The sequence below is a fragment of the Lysinibacillus sp. NPDC086135 genome, assembly GCF_044746345.1.
GTDB lineage: Bacteria > Bacillota > Bacilli > Bacillales_A > Planococcaceae > Lysinibacillus.
The window spans coordinates 19,596-32,280 of sequence record NZ_JBIVCA010000017.1; the positions used below are offsets into that span (position 1 = coordinate 19,596).

At 38.2% G+C, this 12,685-nt stretch carries 10 protein-coding genes; 5 read left to right on the forward strand and 5 right to left on the reverse strand.

The window, feature by feature from the left end:
• The first annotated feature begins 124 nt into the window (after nucleotides 1-124).
• The 3 genes from gdhA (at nucleotide 125) to ACIPKN_RS19685 (ending at nucleotide 3,188) form a co-directional block, all read left to right on the forward strand.
• Nucleotides 125-1,498: an NADP-specific glutamate dehydrogenase gene (gene gdhA, locus ACIPKN_RS19675; RefSeq protein ID WP_400939248.1), complete on the forward strand. Its 1,374-nt coding sequence runs from the start codon at nucleotides 125-127 to the stop codon at nucleotides 1,496-1,498.
• A 185-nt stretch (nucleotides 1,499-1,683) separates the two neighbouring features.
• A complete protein-coding gene (locus ACIPKN_RS19680; protein WP_400939251.1) occupies nucleotides 1,684-2,370 on the forward strand; it encodes a phosphoribosylaminoimidazolesuccinocarboxamide synthase in 687 nt (228 codons plus the stop codon).
• Nucleotides 2,371-2,540: 170 nt separating this feature from the next.
• On the forward strand, nucleotides 2,541-3,188 hold the full coding sequence (locus ACIPKN_RS19685; RefSeq protein ID WP_400939253.1) for a Yip1 family protein: 648 nt from the start codon (nucleotides 2,541-2,543) through the stop codon (nucleotides 3,186-3,188).
• A 42-nt stretch (nucleotides 3,189-3,230) separates the two neighbouring features.
• On the opposite strand, the gene ACIPKN_RS19690 is transcribed toward ACIPKN_RS19685, so the two are convergent.
• The 5 genes from ACIPKN_RS19690 to ACIPKN_RS19710 form a co-directional block, all read right to left on the reverse strand.
• Complete coding sequence (locus ACIPKN_RS19690; RefSeq protein ID WP_400939256.1) at nucleotides 3,231-4,433, reverse strand: NAD(P)-dependent malic enzyme; 1,203 nt, start codon at nucleotides 4,431-4,433, stop codon at nucleotides 3,231-3,233.
• Nucleotides 4,434-4,854: 421 nt separating this feature from the next.
• Nucleotides 4,855-5,685, reverse strand: a complete 831-nt coding sequence (locus ACIPKN_RS19695; protein ID WP_400939259.1) for an MBL fold metallo-hydrolase — start codon at nucleotides 5,683-5,685, stop codon at nucleotides 4,855-4,857.
• A gap of 392 nt (nucleotides 5,686-6,077) precedes the next feature.
• Entirely contained in the window at nucleotides 6,078-6,206 is a 129-nt protein-coding gene (locus tag ACIPKN_RS19700) for a hypothetical protein (protein ID WP_400939261.1), read from the reverse strand.
• Nucleotides 6,207-6,281: 75 nt separating this feature from the next.
• Nucleotides 6,282-7,091 (reverse strand): sulfurtransferase, encoded by an 810-nt coding sequence (locus ACIPKN_RS19705; RefSeq protein WP_400939264.1) that lies wholly within the window; start codon nucleotides 7,089-7,091, stop codon nucleotides 6,282-6,284.
• A 10-nt stretch (nucleotides 7,092-7,101) separates the two neighbouring features.
• On the reverse strand, nucleotides 7,102-10,713 hold the full coding sequence (locus ACIPKN_RS19710; protein ID WP_400939476.1) for a dynamin family protein: 3,612 nt from the start codon (nucleotides 10,711-10,713) through the stop codon (nucleotides 7,102-7,104).
• Nucleotides 10,714-11,605: 892 nt separating this feature from the next.
• Between ACIPKN_RS19710 and ACIPKN_RS19715 the strand changes: the two genes are divergently transcribed.
• Nucleotides 11,606-12,031, forward strand: coding sequence for a DUF4183 domain-containing protein (locus tag ACIPKN_RS19715; RefSeq protein WP_400939267.1), 426 nt, complete (start codon nucleotides 11,606-11,608; stop codon nucleotides 12,029-12,031).
• A 29-nt stretch (nucleotides 12,032-12,060) separates the two neighbouring features.
• A complete protein-coding gene (locus ACIPKN_RS19720) occupies nucleotides 12,061-12,381 on the forward strand; it encodes a DUF4183 domain-containing protein (RefSeq protein WP_142508263.1) in 321 nt (106 codons plus the stop codon).
• The last annotated feature ends 304 nt before the right edge of the window (nucleotides 12,382-12,685 follow it).

The following is a 12,685-nucleotide window of genomic DNA, read 5'->3' on the forward strand; positions in this document are numbered from 1 at the left end:
ATAAATTCTTTCCCCTATTTGCTCAATTCTTCACAAACTTTAGACTGTTGGAAAAAGTATTTTATTGAATAGTGTGAAAAATAGATATACGATACAAATATCAAATAACTGGAGGTTTTTTACTATGACAACTACAACTGTAAGCAACGAACAATTAGCAAAAGAATATGTTGATGGCGTATTCGAGCAACTAAAACAACAAAATAGTTATCAAGCAGAGTTCTTACAAGCAGCTGAAGAAATTTTCATTTCATTAGTGCCTGTATTTGCACAACACCCTGAATATATTAAAGCCAATATCTTATCTCGTATCGTTGAGCCAGATCGTATCATTTCTTTCCGTGTAGCTTGGCAAGATGATAACAATGAAGTTCAAGTAAACCGTGGTTACCGTGTGCAATACAGCAACGTAATGGGGCCATACAAAGGCGGTCTTCGCTTCCACCCTTCCGTTAATGAATCCATTATCAAATTCTTAGGCTTTGAACAAATCTTTAAAAATGCTTTAACAGGCCAACCAATCGGTGGTGGTAAAGGTGGTTCAAACTTCGATCCTAAAGGTAAATCAGATTCGGAAATTATGCGTTTCTGTCAAGCATTCATGACTGAATTATACCGCCATATTGGTCCAGATGTCGATGTTCCAGCAGGTGATATCGGTGTTGGCGCTCGTGAAGTAGGTTATTTATGGGGCCAATATAAACGTTTAACAAAAGCAAGCGAATCTGGTGTATTAACTGGTAAAACTCCTGGCTACGGTGGTTCTTTAGCCCGTAAAGAGGCAACTGGTTATGGTACTGTATATTTTGTAAACGAAATGCTAAAAGATGTCAATGATTCATTCGAAGGTAAAACAGTTGTAGTTTCTGGTTCTGGTAACGTTTCAACATATGCTATTGAAAAAGCACAAGCTTATGGCGCAAAAGTTGTTGCTTGCTCTGACTCTTCAGGCTATGTTTACGACCCAGAAGGTTTAGATCTTGATGCAATTAAAGCAATTAAAGAAGTAAAAGGCGATCGTATCTCCACTTACCTAAACTATCGTCCAAATGCTACATTTACAGAAGGTTGCACTGGTATCTGGACGATCCCTTGTGACATCGCGCTTCCATGTGCAACACAAAATGAAATTAATGGCGATTCGGCTCGTACTTTAATCTCTAACGGAGTGAAAGCTATTGGTGAAGGCGCAAACATGCCATCAGATCTTGAAGCAATTAACGAATTCTTAAATGCTGGCGTATTATTCGGTCCTGCTAAAGCTGCTAATGCCGGAGGTGTTGCTGTATCTGCTCTTGAAATGGCGCAAGATTCAAGTCGTGTTTTCTGGTCATTTGAAAAAGTAGATGCTAAATTACATGAAATTATGAAAAACATTTACGCGGACAGCAAAGCAGCTGCTGAAAAATATGGCTACCCCGGCAATCTTGTAGTTGGCGCGAACATCGCTGGCTTTATAAAAGTTGCTGATGGTATGCTAGCTGAAGGCGTTTATTAACATTAATTTCAGAATCCTTTCAATACACTTAAGGTGATAACGAACATTCGTTATTACCTTGATTCACCATTAGAAACGAAGTTGAAAACATAAAAAAATCGTTTAAAACGAACATTTTTACTATTAAATATCCAAAACATTCGTGTTATAATAATGAAGTAGTACGAAATATTGGAGGGGTGTTTGTGGAATTATTGTATACAGGTAAAACGAAAAATGTGTTTCAATTAGAAGATGGTCATTACTTATTACAATTTAAAGATGATGTAACTGGAGAAAACGGCGTATTCGATCCGGGTGCTAATACTGTAGGGTTAACAATCGACGGCGCTGGTTTAGCTGGACTTCGCTTAACTTCTTATTTCTACTCAAAACTAAACGAACAAGGTGTTCCTACTCACTACGTTGATGCAAACTTCAACGATGCAACAATGACAGTAAAGCCTGCAACTGTTTTTGGTAAGGGTTTAGAGGTCATCTGCCGCTTCAAGGCAGTAGGCTCTTTCCTACGTCGCTTTGGCGCTTACGTAAAAGAAGGACAAGACTTAGATTCTTTCGTAGAGGTTACCATCAAAGATGATGATCGACTAGATCCGCCCATTTCTGAAGATGCTTTAGCCATGTTAAACCTGTTAACACATGAAGAATACGCAATTTTAAAGCAACGTACAATTGAAATTGCTAAATTTGTTGCTGCAAAGCTTAACAAAAAAGGGTTAACACTTTATGATATCAAACTAGAGTTTGGCCGCGACGCTAAAACAAATGAAATTTTATTAATAGATGAAATTTCAGGTGGTAATATGCGTGCTTACAAAGGCGAACAATACATAGAACCATTAGATCTTGAAAAAATTATGTTAGCTGAATAAAAAATTATTCTATTAAAATGCCATGACTGACTAGATACGAGTAATCAAAAAGAGTCGCTTTCTTGCGGCTCTTTTTGTTGCTAACATGTTTTTTCGAAACTTTTCATCGAATTACACGTATACTAATTATACGCATCATGCATTTATACTATTATTTTGGAGGTAATTTAATGGATGACTTTAATGAAAGATCACAAGAAAGGCTAAAGGTTAATCCATTTTTGTCTATTTGGTTGCATCCAAAGCAAACAACCCGTTACATGATAGAAGAAAAATCAATTGGTTTTGCTCTTCTTCTTTTGTCAATTGGTTATATTGGTGTTACACTTTCAAACCTTATTGATAAGATATCCGTGATAGACTTTTCTCCTTGGTTTATCTTACTATTTTGTGTTATTGCATCACCGATTTCAGGAATAATCGGTACGGGTTTTCTTGCACTAATCGCTTGGCTGTTCGGTAAACTTTTTAAAGGAACAGGTACGTACTCACACTTATTTAAAGGGTTAAGTTTAACTGCTATTCCATCTATAGTACTTATTCCTTTTTATTTAATTTGGTTATTTACATCACCTGAGTCTTTAATGGATCCTGACTTCGCCGGGCCTTACCCTTGGGTTTTTTGGATTGCAATTTTATTATCGATTGTGGTTGCAATTTGGAACCTCATTATTACAGTAGGAATTATTGCAGAAGCACACCAAATAACCAATTGGAGGGCCTTCTTTACTCTCTATATTCCAGGCATTCTTCTCATTGTCCTCATTATTCTGATGATTGTTCTCTTTGCAGTTATCGGCATTTTAGCCGGAACGTAAAAAATCTCCCCTCTCTCTATGAGAGGGGGAGATTTTTTCACGTTAAACAGAAAGCACTGTATTTTGTTGGAAAAGCTCCGACACACCAGACTCAACAGCTGCTCCACTTACAGCTTGGGAAACAATTTCAACAACCCGCTCATCTAATGATTTAGGTACAATATATTCCTCCGTTAATTCCTCATCACTTACAAGAGCGGCTATCGCTTCCACTGCAGCTATTTTCATAGCCTCATTAATATCTGTTGCTCGAACATCCAATGCCCCACGGAAAATACCAGGGAAAGCAAGCACATTGTTAATTTGATTTGGATAATCGGAACGTCCTGTCCCCATAATACGCACACCCCATGCTTTAGCATTTTCATACGTAATTTCAGGATTTGGATTTGCTAGTGCAAACACGACTGGATCATCATTCATTGAAGCAATATGTGTTTCTGTTAATAAATTAGCAACTGATACACCGATAAAGACATCAGCACCTTTAATGGCGTCTTCCAATGTTCCATGTATTTTTTCAGGATTTGTTAAATGGGCTACTGTTTCTTTAATTGGATTCATACCTTCAGCGCGACCTTCATAAATGAGACCTTTTGTATCGCACATAAAAATATTTTTATAGCCCATTTGCACAAGAATACGCAAAATAGCAATTCCGGCTGCTCCTGCACCATTAATGACGACCTTCATCGTTGCCACATCTTTTTTCACAATGCGATTGGCATTAACCATCCCTGCACCTACTACAATCGCCGTTCCATGCTGGTCATCATGGAACACAGGAATATCACATTCTTGGCGCAGACGATCTTCAATTTCAAAGCATCTTGGCGCCGAAATATCTTCTAAATTCACAGCACCAAAAGTAGGGGCAAGCGCCTTCACAATGCTGACGATTTCATCCGTATTTTTCGTATCTAAACAAATAGGAAAAGCATCAACATTGGCAAAACGCTTTAATAAAATAGCCTTCCCCTCCATTACTGGTAATGCTGCCTTCGGGCCAATATCCCCTAACCCTAATACCGCCGTACCATCTGAAACAACCGCTACCATATTACCTTTCATTGTATAGTCGTAAACAAGCGATGGATTTCTTTCAATCTCTATACAAGGCGCAGCTACCCCAGGCGAATACGCGAGACTTAAATCATATGAATCTTGCACAGGTACTTTCGAAATTATCTCTAATTTTCCACTATAATACTCGTGCATTTCTAAAGCCTTTTTCATAATATCCATTCAATCCCATCCTTTTCTTTTCAAATTATTATATATTCCAGAATCATAATACTTTGTGAAAGTAAAGTCAACGAATTTTCTGTCAATTTTAATTTTCCTTCGAAATAGCGCTATTTATTATTAACTTCGATCATTTATTGCTTTGTTATTAAGTTCACAATCAATTATTTTAATATAACACTTACATCAATTGGCTTTATACAAAATGTACAAATACCGCCACTAAACCTGTTCAACTTTTCACATAGTATTTTTCTTGTGTAAATGAGAAATTTTTCACAAACTAATGTAAGCGTATCCATTATTCCATCTGGTTCCGTCACATTTTCTTCACATTTTTTCACAAAGTTTTTATTATGCATCCTCAAGTATTCTTTTTTACTTTCTGAATCCCTCGACTTCAAAGCACAAAAAAGAGCCCTTATTTTAAGGACTCTTGCGCAAACTTATTTATAAAAGCAGTGATAATATGCTTGGAAGACCACTGTTCTTCCGATACTTTGGTAATCGGATAATCACGAGAAAAGATTGATTTTGTTATTTCTTCTACCGAATAACCTTTATCAAATAATTGCCTTATATTGCCCTCCATTTCTTCTAAATAAGTAATTTTTTCTTGTATTTTCGCTCGACCATCCGCTAAAAAGCCCGCATGACAGCAATAAACTTCTTCGAAATCATAGTTTAATATTTTCTTCAATGACGCCAAGGTATGTACGATATTTTCTTCATCAAGGACAACCTTAGTTTTCGTCTGAATATACAAATCACCTGTAAACATAGCACCTGTTTCTCGATTGTAAAATGATACATGATCTGTCGTATGCCCTGGTGTTTCGATAACATCCCATGTAGCTGATTTCGTTTGTAATGTATTTCCTAGCGGTTGGGCAATAAACGCAGGTCGCTCCCCCCATAATGCCTGTCGATAAAAAGGATATTCACCATCCTTTGTACAAAGACTTACCGAATCACGGTGAACATAGATAGGAATACCCTTATGTTGCTGAATCCATGCTGCATTTCCTGAGTGATCCTCATGAGAATGAGTGAGCGCCAATTGTTCAATCGGTATTTCGTTAAAAAAGGATTGAAACTCCTGTGAAAGTGAATATGAGCCTGTATCAATTAGTAAACCATCCACAAAAAAACTATAAACACTCATTGCTATCCCCTGAACCGCCACTTTACCGTGAGCACATTGCACATCGCGATCTTGTTGAATCTCTATACTTTTCTCTCGTTTAATCATCCTTTTCCCCCCTTTGTAAAAAGAGTGTAGCATAAAATGAATAACCAGTCATTTTATGAATACATCACAACTCGCATCGTTATTTATTGTTTCATAATTACTCGCTCTGACGGGGCTATCCATCATTTTGACGATTCTATCCATGATTTGGGCGGGGCTATCCACGACTTTGGATTTCTATCCGTCGCTTCGGCTTTTCTTTCCGTCGCTCTGACGGGGCTATCCACGATTGGGCGGGGCTATCCAGCATTTCAACGATTCTATCCACGATTTGGGCGGGGCTATCCAGCATTTTGACGATTCTATCCACGATTTGGGCGGGGCTATCCAGCATTTTGATGATTCTATCCACGATTTGGGCAGGGTTATCCACGACTTTGGATTTCTATCCGTCACCTTGGCTCTTCTTTCCATCGCTCTTGCCTTTCTATCGTCACCTCGGCTCTTCTTCCCGCCGCTCTTGCCTTTCTTACCGTCGCGTCGGCTTTTCTATCCGTCACACTTGCCTTTCGTTCCGTCACTTCGCCCTTACTCCCCTTTCCACTCCAATAAAAGGAAAAAACGCCCACCAAAGTGAGCATTTTTTCCTCAATCATTTATTCATTAGTTCCTTTTTCTACATCATATTGTGTAATCCAGTCACTAAAGCTACCTACATACAGTTGAATATTTTCATAACCTTCATCTGCTAGTACTGCATACAATGGCGATGCTGTAACACCGCTGCCACAATACACAACAACGTGCTCGTCTTGAGAAACCTTGCTGCGTAACTCATCATTCGCTTGTAGACGACCATCTGACTTTAATTGTTCCCAGTCAAAGTTTTTCGCCGTTGGTATATGCCCAGCTACCATATCAAGTGGCTCTATGTCACCACGGTAGCGAGCTGCGGCACGTGCATCAAGCAATGTCGCTTCGACTTCTCTATCGACTATGGCTTTAACTGCTTCACGCGGAGCATACAGTTCATCTCGCCAAACAAATTCAATCGTAGATGGTGGGTATTTTATAATGTCTTTTGTAAAAGATATTTTTTCCTCGAGTGCAGGTGCACCACCATTCACAATCACTACATTTGGAAAGCCCGCATATGTCAGCATCCACCAGGCACGTGGTGCGAATGGTGCGGCGCCTTGATCGTAAATGACAATTTGATCTTCATAATTTAATCCTAATCCTTGAAATAATGCCAATAGCTTTTCTTTATTTGGCATAGGATGGCGGCCATTGATAGACCCCATATCTGATAGATCCTGCTCTAGATCGATATAAATCGCTCCTGGTGCGTGTCCCTCTTCAAATAGTTTATTCCCTGCCTCTTTGTTTTGTAAATCAAAGCGAGCATCTACGAAACGGACTCCATCTAACTGAATTTCCTCAACTGATTTGAATACTTTTCCCAAACGAATCACCTCATGCGTATTGTAATTGTTCGTAAATAGCTTTCCAAGAAGCTAAACGACTTTCTTCCTGAAGTGCAAGTCTTTCTGTTGCAATTTGTTCAAGTGCCTGATGGTAAATATGCAGACGTAATTGCTCTGCTTCCTCAGCAATATTGGTAATAGCCCATGTCATAAGGGATACTTTCTGTGAATCTAAATAGTTTTGCGCATCTGGTTTTGTTAATACTTCAAGCGCCTCACTTAGCTTAACTTTTTCATTCTTCTCAAAGAATGCCTTTTGATTTCTGAAGTGTGATTTAACACCCGAATATTTCGCGATATCTGTAAATGGTCCTTCAAAATCAAGTAAATCTGGCTCGGAAGATTCAAACGCTAGGAACGAGAAGCTACGGTTTAATTCTTTCAGCTCACGTACTTCATCTTTAAAGCGTAATTGCATCTTCTTACTAATAAACTGTGATAAACGGAAGTTTGTGACACGCATTTCTTGTGTAAAGTCAAAGCGTAAACTTTGCATTACTTCTTTTAAAGCATGCTCTAATGCTTGCTGAGCTGGCATTGCTGCAAATGTTGAAGGATTGTAGCCTTCCTTAAAGAACTCTGGGTAACGATAATACACACGCTGAAGAACATAATATAATAATTCATCAAGTTCTTGCTTCGTTTCACTTTCTAACATACTTGTATTAAGTGAATTAAACTTCGATGTTATATGCTGTTCAAGAGTTGTTAATTCCTCTAAACGTTCATCCTTACGCTTTAAGTTCTCTTCAGTCTGCGTAATTAAGTCACCTAAACGTTGCTCCGTTTTATCAACTTCCTCTGCAAGTGCCTGAACAGCCAATGCACTTAATTCATCATTTAGGAATGTGTGGAAGGCATCTTCGAAAGGTGGCATACCTGATGTTAAATCTGCACCCTCTACTTTTTCCTTCAATGCCAATAAGCTTGACACACCGTAAAGTCGAGGGAAGCGAATGCCAAAGCGTTGTAGCTCTGAACGTACATAGCCTTTGACATCTTCCTGCTCTTCTTCTGTTGTCGCTAAATCAATCGCATTGACGATAAAGAACATCTTATCAAGTTCGAAGGCATCCTTCACACGCCCTAGCTGAATTAAAAACTCACGGTCAGCTTTAGCAAAAGCATGATTATAATAAGTAATAAACAAGATTGCATCAGCATTACGAATATATTCAAATGCAACTCCTGTATGACGCGCATTAATAGAATCTGCTCCTGGTGTGTCAACAAGTGTCACACCCATGCGTGTTAACGGACTATCATAATAGAAATCAATATTATCGACAAAGCATGATTTATTTTCCTGCGCAACAAATTTTTCGAACTCTTCACGGTTAACACGTAATACTTTTCCAAGCTCAGACTTAAATGTTGGAAATCCTTCTTTATATGCACGAATAAATGATTTATGCACATTTAAGCGTTCGTCCGATAGCTGTACCGCAAGTCCTTCATCTGCACGATTAAATGCCTCTTCTAAAGAAGAAACTGATAAACCAACTGCTGCATATGAAGCTTGAATATCCTCTAGCATTTGGTCAGCTATTTTTAACAGTACATCTGCTGTTTCATGCGGATGCTCTGGTGTTACAGGGCGAATTTTATTAATAGCCGCTGTAGTTGGGTTTGGTGATACTGGTAAAACTTTAGCACCCATTAACGCATTAGAGAAGGAAGATTTCCCTGCACTAAATGCACCGAAAAGCGCGATTGTGAAATCTTTTTTCTGTAATCGTTCTACTTTATTTTCTAAGTAAGTTGCTACTTCCGCAAAGCCTTGTACATCCTTTACCGAGTTTGCCGTATGAAGTGCACGCTTAACTACACCTTCAATAGGTAGGCTTGTTGCACTTACTGCTTGCTGTGCCTCTTCCTGTTGTAACGCTTCCTCTTTTGGCTTTAACATTGATTCATCAAACAATCGAATATCCGCTAAATCTTGCTTAAAGGCTTGATCCCAATTTGTAAGCTGTTGATTTGCAAGCTGACGTATTTCATTGCTTGCCTGATGCATAATACTCGCACTATATTGTTGATACCCCTCGATTTCAAGCACTGCCTGAATAGCATCAACTTTCGCTTGCATCCCAGCCATTTTTAATTTAGATGGTGCTGCTGTTTCAGTAGCCACTGCTTCTAAAGTTGTCGCTTGTGCATCCTTCCAATTATCTGTGTCCTGGATGAAGTAGCGTTTTGTTGCCTCTGCTACACGGTTTGCGAAGTTTAGAACTGCATCTCCAGTTAATAGAGCACCAACTTGTACCTGCTGCTCAATAAGGGAGAAAGGTAATTCAAAGGCGTAGGCATCAATAGCGGTAGCACGTTCTTCATTTAATGCACTAACATCCTTTAACACCTGTTTCATTAGCCCTTTTAAATGTCCAGTAATCTGTGCATGCACAACATTTTGATAGGCACTATAGGCATCCTCTTTGCGGCGGTTACGCTCTTCCTCTGTTTTTTTCTTAGCAGTAAATAAACCTCCTACTTTGAAACCATCTTGCTGACTCTCTAAATATAGACGTAATTTATCGCGTAAATCAGCCGGCATAATGGCAGCATTCGCAAGAAGTTCTTTACGCTGGTCCTCGAACGTTTCATTCCAGGCCTCAATCGAAAACAATTCAACTTGACGATTTAGCTTATTGTACTGCTCTAAAATATCTTTATGGTTTGCCCAGTCATCGGCACTTAATACATCTTCATCGATGTCTAAACGATCTTCTCTTTCTTCTGTTAAATAAGTGTCATGTTCACTTTGTAATAAACGCAGTGTATTTGATGCTGTCTGTACAAGTTGATCCTGCCAATCATTCATACTATCCATAACAATTTTTTTAACAGCTTTAAAATCGTTATAAGGGTGCCCAGGCTCTCTTAATGAAGTGAAAAATACACCCTTAGGAACTACTCCCCAAGCTGCAAAGGAATTGTGAACAGTTGCTTTAAATTCCTCAAAGCTTAATTCATTTTCATTATGCTTATCAATCATGTTTACGATTAAATAAACGTTTGGATTGTACTTCATTAATTGCTTTGTAAATTGAAAATTCATTTCTGATTGCACATGATTGTAGTCCATTGTATAAAATACGATATCAGCAATATGAAGGGCTGACTCTGTTGACATACGGTGTGCATCATCTGTCGAGTCGACACCTGGCGTATCCATAACTGTGACGCCTAATGGTAATGTCGATGTACTATGACCAATTTCAATTTGAGACACTAGGTCCCCATTTTTACTAAGCTCTTTCACTGTTTTAAAATCATAACCCGCTTCAAATTTTACAGGTTTTTCATTGTGCATATAGACAATCGCAAAGTCTTCATCTGATTTATGGACTTTGACGATATTGGCACTCGTTGGAATAGGACTTGACGCAAGTAAATCTTCACCTGATAGCGCGTTAATCATACTAGACTTACCAGCAGAGAAATGGCCAGCAAAGCCGATAACATATTCTTTTTGCTGTATTTTACGCGCAAAAAGTGATGTCTTATCCATACGCTCTGTATCACCATTATGCTGATAAATTATGTATTGTAACGAAGCTTGCTTTAATAGCGCCTCCAACTGTTGTTCAAAATCATTCATAAAACCAGTAACCCCTTTATTCATATTAATCAATTTCACCTTGGCGTAATTGCCGCTGTCGCGCCGATCAACAATGCGTCCGGATTTTGAAGTGTTGAGCACAGTTCACTCCTTTAAAAATCTATGACATCCGCCGGAAGCTTTAGGCCAACAAATGTTTTTTGTGCGAAAGCGAAGCAGCAGCAACACGATGTTGGTCACTCAGTCGTTGCCACAGGACGTGGCGTTCTTAGACTGAGTTCCTCTATTTCAGTAATGTTTGGAAAGAAACTATATCCGCATTCATCTTACCACTTCAGAGGTGGTATTTTTCTGAATGAAGATAGTCATAAATAGTATTCTACCTTATTCGACAAGCAAAGTATAACACTAATTTACTTTAAAAAGCATATATATAAAGGTTTCAGACGCCATATTCATCCATATCGTCCTGTTTAATCAAAAGAATGCACTATTCAGGCTCACTATCAAAACGTGTGGTTGATTTCCGTTCCGACTGGGCGCTTTGTTGCTGTCGCTTCGCTTTCGCACAGTTAAAAAATTGTTGCTGTCGCTGCACTTTCGCACAGGTAATACATTGTTGCTGTCGCTTCGCCTTCGCGCAGAACAAAGCTTCTTGGGGGGCGTCCGATGAGCCGCTTCGCTCCAGGGTCTCTAACAAATGGTATCTTCAATTTATGATAGTAGGCCATTATTTTTTTATAAAACTACTAATTATTCCAAATGGTTGCACAACTAAGTAAATAATAATTTTCTCCATATTTTAAGGTAAGGAAAATTAAGTTTTAAAAAGGGGTATTATGCGATTGCAATACTAAAATTTCCAAATACAGTGGAAATTTTAACCACGAAACGAAATGAGGGACAAACAATTAAATGAGGTGATAAAAAAATGGTGAATTATAGGGATCACGGTAAGATCGAGCAAAAATGTAAATGTGGGTGTGAAGATCGGTTTATTTGGCCTCGAATAAAAGCTAGTACCATTCTTTCGGTAGACCCTCCCCCGGTTATTAAACCTAATGGAAATATCATTCCAACAGTAAATAGATATTTCTTTATTGCTACATCAGATATTCATTTAACGAATGGGGTGACTCTACCTGCTAGCCAATTTTGGGATGATGATGGAAACCCAGTAACTGAATTTAAGATTTTTAATCCGAATGGCTACGTTAATCTTTTTATCAATGCCGTAATGCAGGAAGGTGGAATTTATACTATAATCCCAACCTCGTTAACCTTAAGTCCAGATAATTCAACAATATATAAAGGAACTCCAATCATTATAGAATCATTAGGATTTTCTACAATGTAAGAAACAAACCTGAAAGGGGGTGAAAATAAGTGGCACTTTCTATTATTAATATTCATGTCAATGTTACAAGTACTTCGACTAGATTTTTCAATGTTTTAGCTACACCTTTAACGATCTCAGATGGTACAACGGTTGCCGCTACTACCTTTTTAAATGATAGCGGTTCTGCTGCAACTACTTTCCCAATCGTAACAAACGGGTACTATAATTTATATATAAACGGGGTGCTTCAGGAGGGTGGTTCCTATTCTGTTTCTGCAACCGAATTAACATTCCAAACTGTTACAGGCACTTTACCAGCAGGAACACCAATTATTGTTGAGGCTGTTGAATTAGTGACTACACTTTAATCATCTTAGGGAAATTGGGTAGAGAAGGAAATATATGTTGTTATACGAATCTATCCAATAATATGCTTCATCTATAAAAAAATAAACTTCATATAATAAAAATAATGGATGCCTTAAAAAATTTAAGAGCATCCATTATTTTTATTTTCCATTTGACATTTAAGCTCATATTTTTTTCATAATCCAGTGCACCCCGTGTTACACAGTGTTTGCAACTGAAATTTTATTTTTCTTTTGCTATACTGACATGACATCACTTCATTTGATGTTAGAATACTTTGACATGTACAAGCCTATTTGAATC

Excerpts from the sequence above, each read along its gene's own strand:
- gdhA (WP_400939248.1), top strand. The coding sequence starts at position 125 with ATGACAACTACAACTGTAAGCAACGAACAATTAGCAAAAGAATATGTT.
- ACIPKN_RS19685 (WP_400939253.1), top strand. The coding sequence starts at position 2,541 with ATGGATGACTTTAATGAAAGATCACAAGAAAGGCTAAAGGTTAATCCA.
- ACIPKN_RS19710 (WP_400939476.1), bottom strand. The coding sequence starts at position 10,713 with ATGAATGATTTTGAACAACAGTTGGAGGCGCTATTAAAGCAAGCTTCG.
- ACIPKN_RS19690 (WP_400939256.1), bottom strand. The coding sequence starts at position 4,433 with ATGGATATTATGAAAAAGGCTTTAGAAATGCACGAGTATTATAGTGGA.
- ACIPKN_RS19695 (WP_400939259.1), bottom strand. The coding sequence starts at position 5,685 with ATGATTAAACGAGAGAAAAGTATAGAGATTCAACAAGATCGCGATGTG.
- ACIPKN_RS19715 (WP_400939267.1), top strand. The coding sequence starts at position 11,606 with ATGGTGAATTATAGGGATCACGGTAAGATCGAGCAAAAATGTAAATGT.